The organism is Vibrio splendidus (genome assembly GCF_002873455.1).
Taxonomy (GTDB): Bacteria; Pseudomonadota; Gammaproteobacteria; order Enterobacterales; family Vibrionaceae; genus Vibrio; species Vibrio splendidus_J.
The window spans coordinates 192,382-214,735 of the sequence record NZ_MCUN01000004.1 but is presented as its reverse complement, the minus strand read 5'-3'; the positions used below and the strand labels follow the sequence as shown (position 1 = coordinate 214,735).

The 22,354-nt window shown below is 45.5% G+C and carries 15 protein-coding genes; 9 read left to right on the top strand and 6 right to left on the bottom strand.

Annotated features, from left to right (window positions below):
* The first annotated feature begins 286 nt into the window (after positions 1 to 286).
* From gltB to BCU75_RS02555, 9 genes are all read left to right on the top strand, one after another.
* Positions 287 to 4,750, top strand: a complete 4,464-nt coding sequence (gene gltB, locus BCU75_RS02595; RefSeq protein ID WP_102472854.1) for a glutamate synthase large subunit — start codon at positions 287 to 289, stop codon at positions 4,748 to 4,750.
* A gap of 16 nt (positions 4,751 to 4,766) precedes the next feature.
* Positions 4,767 to 6,179, top strand: coding sequence for an FAD-dependent oxidoreductase (locus BCU75_RS02590; RefSeq protein ID WP_102472853.1), 1,413 nt, complete (start codon positions 4,767 to 4,769; stop codon positions 6,177 to 6,179).
* Positions 6,180 to 6,349: 170 nt separating this feature from the next.
* Positions 6,350 to 6,778 (top strand): DUF1499 domain-containing protein, encoded by a 429-nt coding sequence (locus tag BCU75_RS02585; RefSeq protein ID WP_102465634.1) that lies wholly within the window; start codon positions 6,350 to 6,352, stop codon positions 6,776 to 6,778.
* 127 nt (positions 6,779 to 6,905) lie between these two features.
* Positions 6,906 to 7,601 carry a 5'-methylthioadenosine/S-adenosylhomocysteine nucleosidase gene (gene mtnN, locus BCU75_RS02580; RefSeq protein WP_102296579.1) on the top strand — a complete coding sequence of 232 codons (696 nt, stop codon included), beginning with the start codon at positions 6,906 to 6,908 and terminating at the stop codon, positions 7,599 to 7,601.
* 10 nt (positions 7,602 to 7,611) lie between these two features.
* The gene (locus BCU75_RS02575) at positions 7,612 to 8,565 is read left to right on the top strand and encodes a cobalamin biosynthesis family protein (protein WP_102472852.1); all 954 of its coding nucleotides are present in this window, start codon (positions 7,612 to 7,614) and stop codon (positions 8,563 to 8,565) included.
* Between the two features lies 1 nt (position 8,566).
* The gene (gene btuF, locus BCU75_RS02570) at positions 8,567 to 9,427 is read left to right on the top strand and encodes a vitamin B12 ABC transporter substrate-binding protein BtuF (RefSeq protein WP_065105613.1); all 861 of its coding nucleotides are present in this window, start codon (positions 8,567 to 8,569) and stop codon (positions 9,425 to 9,427) included.
* 74 nt (positions 9,428 to 9,501) lie between these two features.
* A complete protein-coding gene (locus BCU75_RS02565; RefSeq protein WP_017100513.1) occupies positions 9,502 to 10,119 on the top strand; it encodes a TRIC cation channel family protein in 618 nt (205 codons plus the stop codon).
* Between the two features lie 240 nt (positions 10,120 to 10,359).
* The gene (locus BCU75_RS02560) at positions 10,360 to 10,941 is read left to right on the top strand and encodes a flavodoxin family protein (protein ID WP_102465626.1); all 582 of its coding nucleotides are present in this window, start codon (positions 10,360 to 10,362) and stop codon (positions 10,939 to 10,941) included.
* Positions 10,942 to 11,051: 110 nt separating this feature from the next.
* Positions 11,052 to 11,897: a LysR family transcriptional regulator gene (locus BCU75_RS02555; RefSeq protein ID WP_076670697.1), complete on the top strand. Its 846-nt coding sequence runs from the start codon at positions 11,052 to 11,054 to the stop codon at positions 11,895 to 11,897.
* Here the strand turns inward: BCU75_RS02555 and BCU75_RS02550 are convergent.
* From BCU75_RS02550 to secA, 6 genes are all read right to left on the bottom strand, one after another.
* Entirely contained in the window at positions 11,848 to 12,627 is a 780-nt protein-coding gene (locus BCU75_RS02550) for a TSUP family transporter (protein ID WP_102472851.1), read from the bottom strand. The two genes, BCU75_RS02555 and BCU75_RS02550, sit on opposite strands and share 50 nt — an antisense overlap.
* A 195-nt stretch (positions 12,628 to 12,822) precedes the next feature.
* Positions 12,823 to 16,053, bottom strand: coding sequence for a carbamoyl-phosphate synthase large subunit (gene carB / locus BCU75_RS02545; protein ID WP_004734974.1), 3,231 nt, complete (start codon positions 16,051 to 16,053; stop codon positions 12,823 to 12,825).
* A gap of 16 nt (positions 16,054 to 16,069) precedes the next feature.
* A complete protein-coding gene (carA, locus tag BCU75_RS02540) occupies positions 16,070 to 17,227 on the bottom strand; it encodes a glutamine-hydrolyzing carbamoyl-phosphate synthase small subunit (RefSeq protein ID WP_017072829.1) in 1,158 nt (385 codons plus the stop codon).
* 503 nt (positions 17,228 to 17,730) lie between these two features.
* Positions 17,731 to 18,555 (bottom strand): 4-hydroxy-tetrahydrodipicolinate reductase, encoded by an 825-nt coding sequence (gene dapB / locus BCU75_RS02535; RefSeq protein WP_198593386.1) that lies wholly within the window; start codon positions 18,553 to 18,555, stop codon positions 17,731 to 17,733.
* A gap of 92 nt (positions 18,556 to 18,647) precedes the next feature.
* Complete coding sequence (gene mutT / locus BCU75_RS02530) at positions 18,648 to 19,046, bottom strand: 8-oxo-dGTP diphosphatase MutT (protein ID WP_102472850.1); 399 nt, start codon at positions 19,044 to 19,046, stop codon at positions 18,648 to 18,650.
* A 355-nt stretch (positions 19,047 to 19,401) separates the two neighbouring features.
* The gene (gene secA / locus BCU75_RS02525) at positions 19,402 to 22,128 is read right to left on the bottom strand and encodes a preprotein translocase subunit SecA (RefSeq protein WP_102472849.1); all 2,727 of its coding nucleotides are present in this window, start codon (positions 22,126 to 22,128) and stop codon (positions 19,402 to 19,404) included.
* Between the last annotated feature and the right edge of the window lie 226 nt (positions 22,129 to 22,354).

The window sequence follows — 22,354 nt, the reverse complement described above, 5'->3', positions numbered from 1 at the left end:
ATTCCATTAACATCCACCTTTTATATCCCTTTGATATCATTCTACTATTTTAGATTATTACGTGGTTAATCGCGTTTACGCATGATAATTAACCATGAACTTGACCTTAAACACAATTAGCTATACGTTGTAAAGCTGGTGAAAATAAAACCAATCGGTTTTGTTAACACAACCAATAACGTTTTAACTAGCTAAAGACAAACTATAAGCTTATAAAAAATAACAAGTATATGAATAGTTAGTCATTTACTGTCTGGATGACAGAGAAGCAAAAGGGAGAATTGCAATGGCTCTATATGATCCTAGTCTTGAAAAAGACAACTGTGGATTTGGTTTAATAGCGCAAATGGAAGGCCAACCGAGTCATAAGTTGGTACGAACTGCTATTTCAGCCCTCGATCGCATGACACACCGTGGTGGTATCGCCGCGGATGGTAAAACAGGAGATGGCTGTGGCTTGTTGCTACAGAAGCCAGACTCTTACCTCAGAATTATTGCAGAAGAGAATAATTTCAAGCTCGGCAAGCAATACGCTGTCGGCATGATTTTCTTCAGCCAAGATCCAATCAAAGCGCAATCCGCACAAGACATCGTCAATAAAGAGCTCGCGCAAGAAACGTTAACTGTTGCAGGTTGGCGTGTCGTACCGACCAACACAGACGTATTAGGTCCAATCGCAAAAGATTCCGTTCCCAATATTCAGCAAGTGTTTATCTCAGCTCCTGCGGGTTGGCGTGAGCGCGATATTGAACGGCGCCTTTATATCGCTCGTCGTCGAATTGAAAAGCAGATCACCGAAGACAAAGATTTCTATATTTGTAGCCTTTCGACACAAGTCATGGTTTACAAAGGTTTGTGTATGCCGGCCGATCTTCCGCGATTTTACCTCGATCTTGCTGACTTACGTATGGAATCGGCGATATGCCTGTTCCACCAGCGCTTCTCAACCAATACTCAGCCGCGTTGGCCACTGGCTCAGCCATTCCGCTATTTGGCGCACAATGGTGAGATCAATACCATCGAAGGTAACCGTCAGTGGGCTAAAGCTCGTGCCTATAAATTCTCTTCACCGCTGCTGCCAGATTTACAAACGGCCGCACCCTTTGTGAATGAGACAGGCTCAGATTCATCAAGCCTAGATAACATGCTCGACCTGTTCCTTGCCGGGGGTATGGATGTATTCCGAGCGATGCGTATGCTCGTGCCGCCCGCTTGGCAAAACCACCCAGACATGGATCCCGATCTGCGTGCATTCTACGACTTCAACTCCAAGCACATGGAACCGTGGGATGGCCCTGCAGGTATCGTCCTTTCTGACGGTCGTTACGCTGCGTGTAACCTAGACAGAAACGGCTTACGCCCTGCGCGTTATGTGATTACCAAAGACAACTTGATCACCTTGGCATCCGAAGTCGGTATCTGGAATTATGCGCCAGACGAAGTGGCAGAGAAAGGACGTGTCGGCCCTGGTGAATTACTCGTTATTGATACGCGCCGCGGCAAGCTATGGCAATCGAACGAGATCGACAATGATCTTAAAAGCCGCCACCCATATAAAGAGTGGATGGATAAGAACGTTCACAAATTAACACCGTTTTCCGAATTACCAGATGACCAAGTCGGTAAGCGCAGCTTTGATGACGACACTCTAAAAACGTATCAAAAACAATTTGCAATGAGCAACGAAGAGTCAGACCAAGTGTTGCGTGTACTTGGTGATATGGGACAAGAAGCAGTCGGCTCCATGGGCGATGATACGCCAATGGCGGTACTGTCTTCTAAAGAGCGCCTAATCACCGATTATTTCCGCCAAAAGTTTGCTCAGGTAACCAACCCACCGATTGATCCACTTCGTGAAAAACACGTTATGTCTTTGGCGACCAGTATTGGTCAAGAAATGAACGTATTCTGTGAGACAGACGGCCACGCCTACCGCGTGGCATTTGATTCTCCCGTTCTGCTTTACTCAGATATGCAGCAGCTTCTTCAATTGAGTCAAAAGCATTATCGTCACGTCATGCTCAGCATGCACTATGACCCGAGTCATCAAGATCTCGAACAAGCGATAAAAGCCTTGTGTGATAGTGCAGAGCAAGAAGTTCGTGAAGGCGCCGTTATGATCGTACTATCGGACAAAGGTTTAGAAAAAGGGAAACTCCCAATACCAGCAGCGATGGCGGTCGGTGCAGTACAAACTCGACTCGCAGACACCAACCTACGTTGTGATGCTAACATCGTGGTTGAAACAGCAACTGCGCGCGACCCACACCAATTTGCCGTACTGCTAGGCTTCGGTGCAACCGCAGTTTACCCGTATCTCGCTTATGAAGCTCTGGGCAAAATGTTGGACGATGGTTCATTAGATAAAGACTATCGCACTGCATTACAAAATTACCAAAACGGCATCAACAAAGGCCTCTATAAGATCATGTCGAAGATGGGTATCTCGACAATTGCTTCGTATCGCTGCTCGCAGTTATTTGAGGCGGTCGGTTTGCATACCGATGTCGTTGATTTGTGTTTCCGTGGTGTAACGACTCGTATCCAAGGTGCTAGCTTTAGCGACTTCCAACAAGATATCTATAATTTATCTCGCAAGGCATGGACCAAACGTAAACCAATTGAGCATGGCGGTTTACTTAAATACGTCCATGGCGGCGAATATCATGCCTATAACCCAGACGTTGTTGGCACGCTACAAACTGCCGTTAAAACAGGTGAAACATCGGATTACCTATCCTTTGCTAAGCAAGTGAATGCTCGCCCAGCTGCTATGCTGCGCGACTTAATGAGCCTCAAAAAATCCGGTCATCCCCTACCATTAGAAAAAGTCGAACCGAGCAGTGATCTCTTTAAACGCTTCGACTCGGCAGCCATGTCGATTGGCGCCCTTAGCCCAGAAGCTCATGAAGCGCTGGCCATGGCAATGAACCGCTTGGGTGGTTACTCCAACTCTGGTGAAGGCGGTGAAGATCCACGACGCTTCGGTACTGATCGCAACTCGCGCATCAAACAGATAGCTTCTGGTCGTTTTGGTGTGACGCCACATTACTTATCCAATGCGGATGTTCTACAAATCAAAGTCGCACAAGGTGCGAAACCAGGAGAAGGCGGTCAACTACCGGGCCATAAAGTCACGGCAGAAATAGCTAAGCTGAGATACTCAGTTCAAGGCGTGACTCTGATCTCTCCCCCTCCACATCACGATATTTATTCTATCGAAGATCTGGCGCAGCTGATTTTCGACCTTAAGCAAGTTAACCCTAAAGCCTTGGTTTCAGTGAAGTTAGTATCTGAACCGGGTGTAGGTACCATTGCAACAGGTGTAGCGAAAGCTTATGCCGACTTGATTACGATCTCCGGTTACGACGGTGGTACCGCGGCAAGCCCGCTGACTTCAGTGAAATACGCAGGTTGTCCTTGGGAGCTTGGGCTAGCAGAAACCCAACAAGCACTGGTTGCTAACGGGCTTCGTCACAAGATCCGCCTACAAGTCGACGGTGGTCTGAAAACTGGTCTCGATGTGATTAAAGGTGCGATTTTAGGTGCTGAAAGCTTTGGCTTTGGTACCGCACCAATGGTCGCAATGGGTTGTAAATTCTTACGAATCTGTCACCTAAATAACTGTGCGACAGGTGTGGCGACTCAAGATGAAACCCTACGCCGCGAATACTTCAAAGGCCTACCAGACATGGTGGTGAACTACTTTATTGGCTTAGCTGATGAAGTTCGCCAATACCTTGCGGAGCTTGGCGTAGAAAAACTGACAGACCTGATTGGTCGAACTGATTTGCTTGAAGCCGTTCAAGGCCTTACTGCGAAACAGAGTAAACTCGATCTCTCTTCAATACTCGAAGCTCCGGTATCTCCAGAAGGTCACCCACTATTTTGGACAGAGCCAAACGCGCCATTTGATAAAGCTCAGCTCAACCAACAGATTCTTGATGACGCACTCGACGCAATTGAAAAACGTCAATCCACCAGCCTTTACTACAACGTAATCAACACCGATCGCTCGATTGGCGCTCGTATCTCTGGCGAAATTGCCAAACGTTACGGTAACCAAGGTATGGCAGGCTCACCGATTAAGCTGTACCTCGATGGCACAGCCGGCCAATCTTTTGCAGTTTGGAACGCCGGCGGCGTAGAGCTGTATCTAACGGGTGATGCCAATGACTATGTAGGCAAAGGCATGGCGGGCGGTAAGGTGGTTATCAAACCTCACCAAGGCACTGCATTTGTTTGTAACGAAGCGACCATCATCGGTAACACATGTTTGTATGGTGCAACCGGAGGCAAGTTATTTGCAGCAGGTACTGCTGGCGAACGATTTGGCGTGCGTAACTCAGGCACCGTTGCCGTGATTGAAGGTGCAGGTGACAATGCCTGTGAATACATGACCGGTGGTATTGTTGCCATTCTTGGCGCAACCGGAGTGAACTTCGGCGCCGGCATGACAGGTGGCTTTGCTTATGTGATGGACAAGAATGAAGACTTCCAAGGCCGTGTAAACAACGAGTCGGTCGAAGCACTTTCTCTGTCTGATCTATTTATCCACCAAGAACATCTACGCGGCCTGATTGCGGAGCACTTAGAAGAGACTGGCTCAGTACACGCTGAAGCTATTCTGGCGAACTTTGATGAATGGATTCCAAAGTTCTACCTAGTGAAGCCGAAGACGGCGGATCTCAACACCTTGCTCGGTCACCAAAGCCGCAGCTCTGCTGAACTTCGTGTTCAAGCGCAATAATTGGAAGGAGCCAATCATGAGCCAGAATGTATACCAATTTATTGATGTGAATCGCGTAGACCCAGCGAAGAAGCCAATCAAGATACGTAAGATTGAGTTTGTAGAGATCTACGAACCTTTCACGAAGCAACAAGCTAAGGCACAGGCCGACCGCTGTTTAGACTGTGGTAACCCCTACTGTGAATGGAAGTGCCCAGTCCATAACTACATCCCTCAATGGCTCAAACTTGCCAATGAGGGGCGTATTATCGAAGCCGCTGAACTGTCCCACCAAACCAACAGCTTGCCTGAGGTTTGCGGCAGAGTTTGTCCTCAAGATCGTCTATGTGAAGGCTCTTGTACCCTCAATGACGATTTCGGCGCAGTAACCATCGGCAATATTGAAAAATACATTAATGACAAAGCGTTTGAGATGGGCTGGAAACCAGACATGTCTCACGTTGAATGGACAGATAAGAAGGTCGCTATCATTGGTGCAGGCCCCGCAGGCCTTGCTGCAGCTGATATCTTAGTTCGAAATGGCGTAAAGGCAGTGGTATTTGACCGCTATCCGGAGATCGGTGGCCTACTGACGTTTGGTATCCCATCGTTCAAACTTGAGAAAGGCATCATGGAAAACCGACGCCGTATCTTTAGTGGCATGGGTGTCGAATTTAAAATGAATACCGAAGTCGGTAAAGACGTTCAACTGCAACAACTGGTCGATGACTATGATGCCGTTTTCTTAGGTGTCGGTACCTACAAAAACATGCGAGCTGGGCTAGATAATGAAGAAGCTCCGGGTGTTTACGACGCCCTACCCTTCCTTGTTTCTAATACCTACAAGGTCATGGAACTGGATAACCCAACCCCGTTCATCGACATGAAAGGCAAAAAAGTGGTCGTGCTTGGTGGTGGTGATACAGCAATGGACTGTGTAAGAACGTCAATTCGTCAACACGCTGCAAATGTTGTTTGTGCTTATCGTCGTGATGAGGCCAACATGCCAGGCTCTCGTCGTGAGGTGAAGAATGCGAAAGAAGAAGGCGTGAAGTTCATGTTCAACCTTCAACCACTAGCATTAGAAACCGATCCATCAGGTCATGTTACTGGCGTCAAAGTGGTGAAAACAGCCTTGGGTGAACCTGATGACGCTGGCCGCCGTCGTCCTGAACCCGTTGAAGGCAGTGAGCATGTTCTTGAGGCTGATGCCGTGATCATGGCATTTGGTTTCCAACCTCATGCAATGGAATGGCTAGAACCCTTCGGTGTAGAACTCGACCAATGGGGGCGTATTAAAGCTCCCGGCAAACAAGAGTTTCAATACCAAACCACCAACAGCAAGATATTCGCTGGTGGCGATGCGGTTCGAGGCTCTGACTTAGTGGTGACGGCTATCGATGAAGGCCGCAAAGCCGCGGAAGGAATATTGGATTACCTAGAAGTGTGATTAATATAAGGTTTTCTTTATTACTCAGTTCGTTACTATTAAAAGGATCCATACATGGATCCTTTTTTAACTTCGATACGTTTATCACAAGCATAACGAAAAATACGTAAAACAATCGCAAAGTAGCCAATACCTAGAACTATAACTAAAACAACGCCATAGGAAATACTATGAAAAAAGCCGCTCTCCTTTCTCTATCTCTTTTAACTCTAACCGCTTGCAGCCAAGGAATCACGGACATGAAAGACAGAACTTCATCACCTTGTGGAGACAAACCCAACTGCGTTTCAACTCAAGATGACCGTGAACAGCACACATTGGCCGCGTTTGAGTTATCAGACTCAGCAAACTTAGATGCCATTGAGCAGCTCGCTCTCACGTTACCGGGATCAAAAACAGCTAACAAAACCGAAGATTATTTACGTATCGAATGTACATCTCGCATTATGCGCTTTGTCGATGACTTGGAGCTAAAAATCACTGATGGGAAACTGATTGTGCGTTCAGAGTCTCGAACTGGCCATTCTGACTTTGGCGTCAACCGAAAACGAGCGGATCAACTTCGTGCTAGCTTGAAAAGCGAAGGCCTAATCAAATAGATAAAAGAATACACAGATAAATCGTCTGTATTCGGATGAGAAGTGCTTCTGGGCAGTCGCTCGACACTTCTCTTCCATGCTACAATTTCGCTCTACTGTTTAAATAATTTTTATTAAGAGACTACACATGAAAATCGGCATCATTGGCGCAATGGAGCAAGAAGTTGCGATCCTAAAAGCAGCAATTTCAGACATTACCGAAGTTAATAAAGGCGGTTGTACCTTTTTCTCTGGTCAGCTAAATGGTGTTGACGTTGTTTTGCTTCAATCAGGCATTGGTAAAGTAGCAGCCGCTGTTGGTACTTCAATCCTGCTAAGTGAATACCAACCAGATGTAGTATTAAACACTGGTTCTGCTGGCGGTTTTGATTCAACACTGAACCTTGGCGATGTGGTTATCTCTACTGAAGTTCGTCACCACGATGCTGACGTTACAGCTTTCGGTTACGAAATTGGCCAAATGGCAGGTCAACCTGCAGCGTTCAAAGCGGATGACAAACTGATGGCTGTTGCAGAACAAGCACTAGCACAAATGGAAGATAAGCACGCCGTTCGTGGCCTTATCTGTACTGGCGACGCATTTGTTTGTACAGCAGAACGCCAAGAGTTCATCCGTAAGCACTTCCCATCTGTGGTTGCTGTAGAGATGGAAGCATCGGCTATCGCTCAAGCTTGTCACCAATTCCAAATACCATTCGTGGTTGTTCGTGCAATCTCTGACGTTGCAGACAAAGAATCACCAATGAGCTTCGAAGAGTTCCTGCCACTTGCAGCGCAAAGCTCTTCTGAGATGGTTATCAAGATGGTTGCCCTACTAAAGTAAGCGACTAGACATGCAAACACTGTTTGATCAGGTATTTGCAAATGGCGTGCTCCTTGTAATGTGGGGAGCACTGCTTTTTCATTTAATTTTACCTATCCCCCATGCCGCACATCCCACGACCTTATGGCATAAGTTTGCTGAACTTTTAGCAACCAAGGTTAATAACAATAAAAATTATTCCCAAAGCTTAATCTCAGGCACTTTAGCTTGGGGGTTAATGGTCTTGCCGGCTCTGGTTATTCTATTGGCACTGCAGCCACTGGTTTGGCAATCACAACTGTTTGAATTAGCGCTGTTGTTACTCGCTATTGATTGGCGTAACAATGAAAAGCTGGCTAATCAGTTGATCAAAGCTCTTGGCCGAGAAGATAAAGCCACGGCTCGCCAGTTATTGGCACCTATTGTTAATCGTCAAACTGAATCACTGTCATCACTTGGGCTTGGCAAAGCCGCTGCTGAAACTATCATCATGGGTTACGCTCGTAATGTGATTTGTGTATTGTTCTGGTACGCCATTGGTGGTGGAATCGCCGCTTTAATGTATCGCCTGATTGTCGAGTTAGCGCGAGCGTGGTCACCAAGCCGTAAGCAGTTCTCTCCATTTGGATCAACGGCAATCAAGATCGTCGCTATCCTAGAATTTATACCAATGCGATTGTTTGCCTTGATGATTGTATGTGGTGATAAAGCGTCTCACACGTTCAAGATGATGCTCGTTCAGAGTCGCTCTTGGCCATTACCCGGCCCAGCATGGTTGATTACCGCTGTCGGCAACAAGCTTGAGCTGTCACTGGGCGGTCCTGCTATTTACGACAATACCAAAGCCATTCGAGCAAAATTAGGCGGCAGAATCGCACCTTCAGCGCTGCACTTATCTCAGGTTCAAAAGCTGCTTTTTGGTCGCATCGCGATTTGGATATTCTTACAAAGCCTAGCCTTACTCATTATTCACCAAGGGATTTAAAGTGAAACCCTCTCAACTCATTACACGATGTACCGCTCTCACGTTAAGTCTCAGCTTTTGTTTATGGACACCGACTTCCCTCGCAACAGAAGTCGCGACTGCCGAGCGCGTCATCAGCCTTGCTCCTCACGCCACAGAGCTAGCCTACAGCGCTGGTTTAGGTGATAACTTGATTGCGGTGAGTGAGCGAAGTGATTATCCACCACAAGCTGACAAGCTAGAGAAAGTGGCTAATTACCAAGGCATCAAGGTTGAGAAGATCATCGCCCTGCAACCTGATTTGATTCTCGCATGGCCTGCAGGGAATCCACCAAGAGAGCTCGCGAAACTAGAGCAATTTGGATTTAATATTTACTACTCGAAAACCAAAAGCCTAGACAGCATTGCGACCAATATTGAACAACTCAGCCAATACTCCAGTGATCCGAGTATTGGGGAAAACAATGCCAAGCAATACAAAGAACAACTCAACGCATTGAGACTAAAATATAAAGATGCCGAACCCGTAGACTACTTTTATCAGCTCAGTGAGAAGCCGATCATCACTGTTGCTCAAGGGCACTGGCCAAGTGAGGTATTTGAGTTTTGTGGCGGCCACAATATTTTCGAAGACAGTGCCTCCCCTTATCCGCAAGTTGGTATTGAGCAAGTTGTATTAAGAAAACCGCAAGTGATCTTCACTTCTCAGCATGCAATTGAGAATGGAACCATGTGGCAAACTTGGGAGGACGAGATCCCAGCAGTTGCTCAAAATCAGATTTGGTCACTCAACTCTGACTGGATTAATCGCCCGACGACGAGAACTTTGAAAGCGATCCAACAAGTATGCGATTTCTTCGATAGAGCTAGGCAAAATCACTAACTATTTGCTGCGTTTTTTCGTACAATTCGCCACCGACCTGTCCCTACAATTTCAACCATAAGAGCACCAGTATCATGGACTCCATGCTGCTTTATATTATCGATTTATTTGGCACTGCCATTTTTGCTGTCTCAGGCGTATTTGTCGCTGGCCGTCTTAAGATGGATCCCTTTGGTGTCGCTGTTTTAGGCAGTGTAACCGCGATTGGCGGCGGTACTATTCGTGACATGGCATTGGGTGCAACTCCCGTGTTTTGGATCACCGATACCACCTACCTTTGGGTCATCATCACCACATGTTTGCTGACCATGATTATAGTAAGGCGTCCCAAGCGTCTGGCTTGGTGGATCCTGCCAGTATGTGATGCGATTGGATTAGCGGTGTTTGTTGGTATTGGTGTTGAGAAAGCACTGATTTATCAAGATTCTGCATTGGTTGCTATTATCATGGGTGTGATCACAGGCTGTGGTGGCGGCATTATCCGTGACGTACTTGCTCGTGAAGTCCCAATGATCCTAAGAAGTGAAGTCTACGCAACTGCTTGTATCATTGGCGGCGCTTTCCATACCATGGCAATTACCATGGGGCACGACTCAGAAACTGCCTTTTTAGCCGGTGTGTTTACGACACTATTAATTAGGCTTGGCGCTATTCGCTGGCACTTGTCATTGCCAACCTTCGCTATCAAATAGGCTAGCGTTACAAAATAGAAATGGGCTCCGCAAAGGAGCCTTTTTTAATTCGCTTTCAAATCACTTATCCCCTCTATTTCTCCCTTCAAAGATCCCCTTCTTTCCTAACACTCTAGTTAGCTCATTCATTACTAGGTTAGTAATCTTTTTTGTTTACTTATCCAATTCACAGGCTATATTAATAAACAAATGACTTTATAAAATAATTTATTTACTAACATTGGTAAAAGGGAGTTCAAGATGAGTATCAATAAAGTAGGCATTGTTTTCTTCTCTAAGAATGGAGCGACCAAGCAAGTCGCTGAGACAATCGCTGAAGGTATTAACACTCAACAACCTGACTCAGCACTACTCATTGAAGTCCTCTCGTCTGAAATAGTCGAAGGAAGGTATGACAATGATGACAAGCTCAACGCATTAGACAATTGTGATGCGATTATATTTGGTGCTCCTACTTACATGGGCTCACCAGCCGCACAGTTTAAAAGCTTTATGGATGCGAGCAGTGATACCTACTGTAAGAAAGCATGGCGAAATAAGCTCGCTGCAGGTTTCACTACTGGTGGTAGCCTGAACGGTGAGCAGCAACAAACTTTGTTAAGCTTTTTCACTCTTGCTTGTCAGCATGGCATGATTTGGGCAGGGCTTGATATCTCAAAGCATATCGATGACTTAGGTTTGAATCGCACCGGTTCTAGTATTGGTTTGGTCGCCAGTGATGATCAGACGGCTGATAGCACCAATAATCATATTAACAGCAATGATCTTAAAACCGCTTTCTACTTTGGCCAACGTATCGCGAGTCTAGTTAAAAGAACCTAGCTAGCTTCAAAGCTCCTAGCTTGTCTGATATCTATGAGCTCAGACTAGAGAATGAATGGCGTTTAAGGTAACTTGGTTCAATCATTCCCAACTTTCATGAATATCACTCAATGTTACTCGAAGGAATCGAAACTCTATTAGTGTTGAGCAAAGCAAAGACCATGAGCCGCACCGGCAGTTTGCTTTATATCAGCCAATCAGCGGTCAGCAAACGGATTGCGAATTTAGAAAAGAAGTTAGGTAAGAAACTCATAGAACCGAGTGGACGACAGATAAAACTGACGCCGGATGCGATCGCGCTCATCGAGAGTATTGGCCCCGCATTCAATGAACTTAGAGGGCTTATTTATGAACAGCAAGAGTTGGAAGATACCACTCTCATTACTTTAGATAGCTCTAAGTCGCTGATCGCAGGTTATCTAGGTGAAATGATGGGGAAATTTATCCAGCAAGATAAATACATCACCATCACCACTAACCATACACCAAGAATTATCGAGCGAGTGCAGTCTGGTAAGGCGACCTTAGGGTTGTGTGCTGGTTTACTGCCGCCGCATCATGGGTTGATGACATTCCACCTGTTTGATGAGCCGTTTTACATAGTAAGTAAGTCGCCGTTAACGGAGCTTCCTCCAAGGGTCATCACTAACGATATGACCAATCCAGCAAACTCGTATCAGTTATCTGTGCTTGAAAAGTTCGGCATCAAACCCTTGATGGAGATGGATGCCTACACCGCAGCAGCCCAGCTAGCGTTGGGAGGAACGGGGCCCGCTTTGATCCCGCTCTCTATCGTAAAGACACTCAATATTGAGCCTCAATACCTGTTTAGCTTTCCAGAGTTAGAGGGATTAATTCGACCTATTCATATCTGTGTAAGGCCGAACAGCTATCAATCTCCGCGAGTTAAAATACTGATAGAATCCATTGTTGATGCTGTTCCCAAAGCAGTTTAGACGCCATTAACATCGACATCACGATCACAAGAGGGCGAATCCATTTCTGCCCTTTTGTCACCACTACTTTAGCGCCAAGTTGAGCGCCCATAAAACCACCAACAGCCATCACTAATCCTAATTCCCAAATTGGCAAGCCAGCCAAAATAAAGAAGATCAATGCGGCTATATTCGATGTGAAGTTAAGTATCTTGGTGCGTGCCGTTGCATCCACTAAAGAGAAGTGGCCGATAGCGACAAAACATACCGTGAAAATTGAACCTGTTCCTGGGCCAAAAAAGCCATCGTAGAAGCCAACACCGCCACCAATACACAAAGCAAACATCGCCTCAGAGATCTTCTGCTTTCCTTCAGGCGCTCTAGTTTGGGGTGCTAACAGGAAATAGAGAGAGATAGCGATAAGCAGCAGCGGTATCACGCTAGTCAGTAAACTCGCATCAATGTGCTGGACTAACTCGGCGCCAATTGCAGAGCCAATAAAAGTACAAAAGATCGCGAGGCGCATCTCTTTAATACTAACGATACCGTTGCGAACGAAATACCAACTGGCAGAAAAACTACCAAATGAGCTTTGAAGTTTGTTGGTTGCCAGTGCTTGCGTTGGTGGCACTCCGGCCGCTAGCAATGCAGGTAGAGTCAACAACCCACCGCCGCCAGCCATTGCATCAATAAAGCCTGCCGCCGTTGCAACAACAAACAAGATAGCCAATATTTCTAGAGTGATTTCCATATACCCAACGCCTTAAATTCTCGTGAAGCGACAACTTACCATCGTGAGCAAACAATCAACAACGAAACACAAGATTGTAACCTATTCCAGATTTTCATCATTTAACCGACACCAGATAACAGACATAAAAAAGCCCACTCCGAAGAGTGGGCTTTGAGCATTTATATCCGCTTAACAGCGATACACGTGAGTCAATTAAGCTTGAGAAGCTTTAACTTGTGCGTGTAGCTCTTGAACTGAAGTTACTGACGTTTTCGCGTCTGCAGTATGCGCCATACAAGTCGCGAATGCAGCGTTTAGCGTCGTCGTGTAGTTCACTTTCTCAGCCAGTGCGCCACGACGAAGAACTTTAGAATCTTCAATCGCTTGACGGCCAGCCGCAGTGTTCACGATGTACGTGTACTCATTGTTCTTGATACGGTCAAGAATGTGAGGACGACCTTCGTGTACCTTGTTTACTAGACGTGGGTTAATACCCGCTTCGCCAAGGATAACTGCAGTACCGTGTGTTGCGTCTAGCTGGTAACCAAGCTTAGATAGCTTAGATGCTAGGTCAACAACGCGCTCTTTGTCGCCTTCGCGAACAGAAAGAAGTGCACGGCCACCTTCTGGGTAGATGTTGCCACAACCCAATTCAGCTTTAGAGTATGCTTCAGCAAACGTTGCACCAACACCCATAACTTCACCAGTAGAGCGCATTTCTGGGCCTAATAGTGGGTCAACACCAGGGAATTTGTTGAACGGAAGAACAACTTCTTTCACTGAGTAGTATGGTGGGATGATTTCTTTCGTAAAGCCTTGAGACTCTAGCGATTGACCCGCCATAACACGAGCTGCAATCTTAGCGACTGCTGCACCTGTTGCTTTCGATACGAACGGTACTGTACGTGCTGCACGAGGGTTAACCTCGATTAGGTACACTTCGTTGTTCTTAACAGCAAACTGCGTATTCATTAGACCACGAACACCCAACTCGAACGCTAGCTTTTCAACTTGCTCACGCATTACGTCTTGGATTTCTTGGCTTAGCGTGTAAGCAGGAAGAGAACATGCTGAGTCACCTGAGTGAACACCCGCTTGTTCGATATGCTCCATGATACCCGCAATAACAACGCGCTCACCGTCACAAATCGCATCAACGTCTACTTCAATTGCATCATCTAGGAAGCTATCAAGTAGTACTGGAGATTCGTTTGAAACACTTACTGCTTCGTTGAAGTAGCGACGTAAGTCTTGCTCGTCGTATACGATTTCCATCGCACGACCACCAAGAACATAAGAAGGACGAACAACCAATGGGAAGCCGATTTCGCGAGATTTCTCTACCGCTTGCTCCATTGTTGTTACTGTCGCGTTTTCTGGTTGTAGAAGACCAAGACGGTCAACAGCAACTTGGAAACGCTCACGGTCTTCTGCACGGTCGATTGCGTCTGGGCTAGTACCAATGATTGGTACGCCAGCAGCTTCAAGCTCACGAGCCAGTTTCAGTGGAGTTTGACCACCGTACTGAACGATAACGCCTTTTGGCTTCTCAACACGAACGATTGCTAGTACGTCTTCCAGAGTTACTGGTTCAAAGTACAGACGGTCAGACGTATCGTAGTCTGTAGAAACTGTCTCAGGGTTACAGTTAACCATGATTGTTTCGTAGCCATCTTCACGCAGTGCTAAAGATGCATGTACACAACAGTAATCGAATTCAATACCTTGGCCGATACGGTTTGGACCGCCGCCCAAGATCATGATTTTCTCTTTGTCTGTTGGGTTCGATTCACATTCATCATCGTAAGATGAGTACATGTAAGCCGTATCAGAAGAGAACTCAGCCGCACACGTATCTACACGCTTGTAGACTGGGTGAATATCGTATTGGTCACGTAGACGACGAATTTCACTTTCTGCTACACCTAGAATCTTAGACAGGCGAGCATCAGCAAAACCTTTACGCTTAAGCTTCATTAGCTCGTCTTTATTCAGACCAGCAAAGCCTTTCGCTTTAAGTTCTTGCTCTAGTTTTACGATGTCTTCGATTTGAACTAGGAACCAGCGGTCAATTTGCGTTAGGTTGAATACACCATCAACTGACATACCAGCACGGAAAGCGTCTGCGATGTACCAAATACGGTCAGAACCAGCTTCTTTAAGCTCATGGCGAATCGTCGTTAGAGCGTCAGGTGCATCTAGGTCGACCATTTCGTCAAAACCAGTTGCGCCAACTTCTAGACCGCGAAGTGCTTTCTGTAGAGATTCTTGTTGGTTACGGCCGATAGCCATAACTTCACCAACCGACTTCATTTGCGTCGTTAGACGGTCGTTAGCACCTGCAAATTTCTCGAAGTTAAAACGAGGAATCTTAGTTACTACGTAGTCGATTGTTGGTTCGAATGATGCTGGCGTTGCGCCGCCAGTGATGTCATTCATTAGCTCGTCTAGCGTAAAGCCAACAGCCAGTTTCGCTGCAATCTTAGCGATTGGGAAACCTGTTGCTTTAGAAGCAAGTGCAGAAGAACGAGATACACGTGGGTTCATCTCGATGATAACCATACGGCCATCTTTCGGGTTGATACCAAACTGTACGTTTGAACCACCCGTTTCAACACCAATCTCACGCAGTACCGCTAGAGAAGCGTTACGCATTAGTTGGTATTCTTTGTCTGTTAGCGTTTGAGCCGGAGCCACTGTGATCGAGTCACCAGTGTGAATACCCATTGGGTCAAAGTTTTCAATCGCACATACGATGATGCAGTTGTCGTTCTTGTCGCGAACCACTTCCATCTCGTACTCTTTCCAACCGATAAGTGACTCATCGATTAGAAGTTCGTTGGTTGGAGACAAGTCCAAACCACGACGACAGATTTCTTCAAATTCTTCTTTGTTGTAAGCGATACCACCGCCTGTACCACCCATCGTAAACGATGGACGAATGATACAAGGGAAACCAACCATTTCTTGAACTTTGTAAGCTTCTTCCATCGTTTTCGCTGTATCAGCCGTTGGACACTCAAGACCAATCGATTTCATTGCTTTATCAAAACGAGAGCGGTCTTCAGCTTTATCGATAGCGTCAGCCGTTGCGCCAATCATCTCTACGCCGAACTCTTCAAGTACGCCGTATTTTTCTAAATCTAACGCACAGTTAAGTGCAGTTTGGCCGCCCATTGTCGGTAGAACTGCATCTGGCTTCTCTTTAGCGATGATGTTACGAACCACTTCCCATTGGATAGGTTCGATGTAAGTCGCATCAGCCATGTCTGGGTCAGTCATGATTGTCGCTGGGTTCGAGTTTACAAGAATAACTCGGTAACCTTCTTCGCGAAGTGCTTTACAAGCTTGAGCACCAGAGTAATCAAACTCACATGCTTGACCGATAACAATCGGACCAGCACCTAGAATTAGAACACTTTTAATGTCAGTACGTTTTGGCATTATCTACTACTCCGGATTACGCTTTGTCTTGTTTGTTTGCAACAGACTGGTTAATTAATTCAATGAAGTGGTCGAATAGCGGTGCCGCATCTTCTGGACCTGGGCTTGCTTCTGGGTGACCTTGGAAGCTAAATGCTGGTTTGTCTGTACGGTGGATACCTTGTAGAGAGCCATCAAATAGAGACTTGTGAGTCGCTCGTAATGTCTCTGGAAGTGTATCTTCGTCAGCAGCAAAGCCGTGGTTTTGTGAAGTAATCATCACAACATCACGATCTAAATCTTTAACCGGGTGGTTTGCACCGTGGTGACCAAACTTCATCTTCACTGTCTTAGCGCCTGACGCAAGAGCAAGAATCTGGTGACCTAGACAGATACCAAAGATTGGCAAACCTTTTTCTAGGAACACTTTTGTTGCTTCAATTGCGTAAGTACATGGTTCTGGGTCACCAGGGCCATTTGAAAGGAAAACACCGTCTGGGTTCAGAGCGAGTACTTCTTCTGCTGAAGTTTCAGCAGGAACAACCGTTAGGCGGCAGCCGCGGTCAACAAGCATTCGTAAGATATTTCGTTTTGCACCGAAGTCATAAGCAACAACGTGGTATGGCAATTCAGAGTCTGCTTTCGCTTCAGGAAGTCCACCCGTAAGCGTCCACGAACCTTGTTTCCATTGATACGCTTCTTTTGTTGTAACTTCTTTCGCAAGGTCCATACCTTTCAGGCCAGGGAATTCTTTTGCTTTAGCTAGAGCCAAAGCTTCATCTAAATTGTTGCCCGCTACGATACAACCGTTTTGAGCACCTTTTTCACGAAGAATACGCGTCAGCTTACGAGTATCGATATCAGCGATACCAACAACGTTTTGCGACTTAAGGTAATCAGAAAGGGATTGTTCATTACGGAAGTTAGAAGCGATTAGAGGGAGATCGCGAATCACAAGGCCTTGAGCGTGGATTGAAGAAGATTCTTCATCTTCGGAATTGGTTCCGGTATTGCCAATGTGAGGGTAAGTAAGGGTAACGATTTGTTGAGAATAGGAAGGATCAGTGAGGATTTCTTGGTACCCCGTCATCGAGGTATTAAAAACGACTTCACCAACTGCAGAACCTACAGCGCCAATGGCTTCACCGTGAAATACTGTCCCATCTTCTAGGACGAGTAGTGCTGACTTCTTCAAGACAACCTCCAGAAATAAAAATGCATTAAAATTGATTTAATTTGCAAATCTACCTTCCTGTAACACCAGAAACTGCGTGTTTATGGAAATTAGACAAATTGGCGATATTCTAGTGATCTGCGTGATACGTGTCAACATTTAACGAGAAAGAAATTAAACATTTGTAAGGACTAATTCAATTTACCCCACCAAAGCTTCAAAAGTTCAACTTTCATGCGCATTTAACCCGAATATTACGATTTTCTAATTTTCACCCCTCATTTTGACCAACCATAGAGTGGTAAAAATATCAGTAACAAAACGCAATCGATAAATACAAAGAGAAAACGTGACAATTTGAAGATCTAAAGCAGAAAGCACACTAAAGCCAACATAAACAACACTAAAACAAAGGAAAAACAGCGATAAAAAGAGAGTAGACGGAAAATCGTAGAAGAGAGATTACTAAGAAAAAGGGACTAAACAAAGAAAGCGCCGGCAATTGCCAGCGCATAAATATCTATTTATAGGTCATTCAAACCAAGCACATCCGTCATGGTATAAAAGCCTGCTGGCTTATCATTTAGCCAAACAGCGGCCTTTATCGCACCATTAGCAAAGGTCATTCTATCCGTTGCTTTATGGGTAATTTCAACGCGCTCACCAATATCAGCAAACATTGCGGTATGCTCGCCAATGATGTCACCGGCACGAATCGTCGCAAAGCCGATCTCATCTTTGGTACGCTCGCCAGTAATACCTTCACGTGACCATACAGCGACATCGTTTAGATCATTGCCCATCGCACCAGCAATCGCTTCGCCCATACCAATCGCAGTGCCAGACGGCGCATCGACTTTATGGCGATGGTGAGCCTCAACGATCTCAACATCACAATAATCGCCCATCACTTTAGCGGCTTTTTCTAGCAGCTTGAATACTAGGTTTACACCAACGCTGTAGTTAGGAGCCATTACGATAGGCATCTCTTTTGACGCCGCATCAATCACCTGTTTCTCTTCTTCAGAGAAACCTGTCGTACCGATAATTAGCTTCTTTCCGTGACGTTTACAAAGTTCAATATTCGCTAATGTGCTCACAGGTGCGGTAAAGTCGACGATCACATCAAACTCTTCAATCGCTTTCGAAAGGTCATCAACTAGAGCTACATCAAAACGACCTTCACCGCATAACTCGCCGACATCAACACCGACCAAAGATGACTCTGGACGCTCTGAACCAGCACCAACGCTTGCTTCTGAATTATGGTGAGCGGCTTTCACCAAGTTACGACCCATACGGCCAGCTGCTCCTGCAATTGCAATTCTTACCACTGCGAATATCTCCATTGTTTTGGTTACCGTCACTGCTCATCTGTCGCAGCAACGTTCATTCGATTAATCTCTTTAAACTAACAACAATCTCAAACTCAGGCTAGCAATTACGAAAACTCTTTTATCACTCGCTCTAAAATGGGCAAATTCGCTTCAGGGAACGCGTATTGATTCAGTGATTTAAGATCGACCCATTCACCTTGCTGTCCTTCTTTACCATAAGGCTGTTGCTCGAAATCAGTCACAAGGATAAAATCAAACTTAAGCGACTTATCCGTGTAATCAAATTCAAGGTGCTCAAACAGAGACTGCTCTGTCACCTTGATGCCAATCTCTTCATCAAGTTCACGAGCCATCGCCTGCTCAATGGTTTCGCCTGCTTCTACTTTACCGCCAGGAAATTCCCAGAAACCGCCTTTGTGCTTATCATCTGGGCGCTTAGTAATAAATACTTGAGACTTATCTTGGTTGAAGATAATACCCGCGACGATATGGATTCTTTTCATACTATGGTGTTCCTTAATAAAACGCTTCGCTCACGCAGTCCCTTAAATACATCCCCTCAAGAAAGAGGAACGACTGAGTTCGGGGGGCTAATACAACAGCGTAAGCCTAACTATCAAACGAGGCTCCCTATTGCGATCGTTCCTCGCTATAGGAAATGACGACTTAGCCTCTCATCAAGAGGTAAGCCATGAAATTTACATACAAAAAGAGCCGCCTAAGCGACTCTTTTTATCAATAAGTTTGTGTGAAGCTAAGCTGTGACGTTGTGAGTGCAAGGAGGAAGCACGGAGCTTACGTTAGTAAGCGAGTACCTCCGACACTGCAATCATCCGTTACAGCAACGATTCACCAAACTTAGTCAATTTTACCGTGACACTGTTTGTACTTCTTGCCACTTCCACATGGACATGGTTCGTTACGACCCACTTTACGCTCATCGCGTACTACCGTTTGTGGAGATGCCGCCTCAGCTTCATCGTCAGCTAGCTGGTTTTCAGCCGTTGCATGTTGTGCTTGTGCACGACGCGCCGCTTCTTCAGCTTGAGCTTGACGTTGAGCTTCCATCTTTTCAACTTCTTCTTGTTGCTGAACGCGAACTTTAGAAAGAATGGTAACAACGTCTGTTTTCAGTACATCGAGTAGGCCTTCAAACAGTTCAAACGACTCGCGCTTGTACTCTTGTTTCGGGTTCTTCTGAGCATAACCACGTAAGTGGATACCTTGACGAAGGTGATCCATCGCAGCCAAGTGCTCTTTCCAAAGACCGTCTAGCGTTTGTAGCATCACAGACTTCTCGAAGTTACGCAGCACTTGAGCACCAACCACTTCTTCTTTCTGTTTGTACGAATCTACCGCCATATCAAGAATGCGCTCACGCAATGCTTCTTCATAAAGCTTGTCGTCTTCGTCTAACCAACCTTGAATATCAAAGTCTAGATCGAAATCATTCTTCAGACGATCTTGCAGACCCGCGATATCCCACATGTCTTCAAGAGACTGAGGAGCGATGTATTCATCAATAACTGACGCCAGTACATCTTCACGGTTGTGTTCGATCATTTCACTGATGTCATCTGAACTCATCAGTTCATCACGTAGCTCATAAACAACCTTACGTTGGTCATTGGCTACATCATCGTACTCAAGAAGCTGTTTACGGATGTCGAAGTTACGACCTTCCACTTTACGTTGTGCTTTTTCAATTGAGCGAGACAGCATCTTAGATTCAATCGCTTCGCCTTCGTCCATACCACTTTGGATAAGACCAGCCATACGATCTGACGTAAAGATACGTAGCAGAGAATCTTCCATTGATAGGTAGAAACGAGAAGAACCCGCATCACCTTGACGACCAGAACGACCACGTAGCTGGTTATCGATACGGCGAGATTCATGACGCTCAGTACCAATGATGTGCAAACCACCTGACTCAAGTACTTTATCGTGGATGATTCTCCAATCAGCTTTGATCTTATCGATCTGCTCTTTCGTTGGATTCTCTATCTTCTCAAGCTGTGCCTGCCAGCTACCACCTAACACGATATCGGTACCACGACCGGCCATGTTAGTTGCGATAGTTACCGCACTCGGCATACCAGCTTGTGCAACGATCTCAGCTTCCATTTCGTGGAATTTAGCATTTAGAACGTTGTGCTTAATTTTTGCTTTCTTCAGTGCGTTAGACAGTAGTTCAGATTTCTCGATAGAAACCGTACCAACCAGCGATGGCTGACCAGCAGCTACACGGTCTTTAATGTCTTCAATGATCGCATTGAACTTGTCTTCTTCAGTACGATAAACCACATCTGGCATATCGTTACGAACCATAGGCTTGTTGGTTGGGATAACCACCGTTTCTAGGTCGTAGATAGACTGGAATTCGAAAGCTTCAGTATCGGCAGTACCTGTCATACCAGACAGTTTTTCGTACAGTCGGAAGAAGTTCTGGAATGTAATCGATGCTAGCGTTTGGTTTTCATTTTGAATCTTCACACCTTCTTTCGCTTCAACAGCTTGGTGTAAACCTTCAGACCAACGACGACCTGGCATAGTACGACCAGTATGTTCATCAACGATAACCACTTCGCCTTCTTCAGTAACGATGTAGTCGACGTTTTTCTCAAACAATACGTGTGCACGAAGCGCAGCATTCACATGGTGCAATAGGCTGATATTGGTTGGAGAGTAAAGTGTGTCACCCTCTTCCATCAAGCCGTTTTTGACCATTAGTTCTTCTACAAATTCTTGACCGTTTTCAGTCAGGTGAACCTGTTTTGATTTTTCGTCCATGGTGTAATGACCTTCACCACGGTACTCTTCTGAATCTTCTTTATCTTGACGCTCTAGAGAAGGAATTAGAGTGTTAATGCGCGTATAAAGGTCAGAACTATCTTCAGCTGGGCCAGAGATAATTAACGGAGTACGAGCTTCATCAATTAAGATTGAGTCAACCTCATCGACTACAGCAAAGAAGCGCTCACGTTGAACTCGGTCTTCAGCACGGAAAGCCATGTTGTCACGAAGGTAATCAAAACCAAACTCGTTGTTTGTTCCGTATAGGATATCCGCTTGGTACGCTTCTTTTTTCTCTGGCGGAGCCATGTTTGCCACATTCACGCCAACCGTCATGCCAAGGAATTCAAATAATGGACGGTTTGTTTCCGCATCACGCTTCGCTAGGTAATCGTTCACCGTTATTACGTGAACACCTTTGCTTGGTAGCGCGTTTAGATAAGCTGGTAGGGTTGCGGTAAGTGTCTTACCTTCACCAGTACGCATCTCTGCAATTTGGCCAGCATTAAGAACCATGCCACCAATCATTTGCACGTCAAAGTGACGCATGCCGTAAACACGCTTAGACGCTTCACGTACCGTAGCGAAAGCTTCAGGTAGAAGTTGATCTAACGATTCACCTTTATCTAAGCGCTCACGAAACTCAACCGTTTTTGCTTTTAGCTCTTCATCAGAAAGTGCTTCAAACGTTGGTTCGTAGTTATTAATTTCTTTTACAATTTTTCTAAGGCGGCGCAGTGTTCTGTCATTGCGACTGCCAATTACCTTTGTCAGCAGCTTAGTAATCATGTGCTTGGAATCTCTTCGTTCTCAGATCGTCCGCGATCTATTTTAAATGCCGTCAGTCTCTACTAGCTATGAACTAGTCTTCAGTTACTAACCAAGGATACTGAGATAAATCTAGTATCTTTGATATTGTACTTGAGAGTAGAGTTTTCAAGGCTTGAGTTAAAATTAATGCCCTTTAGTGTAAGTAATTTTCACACTAACGACCATTTAGAACACCATTTGTTTG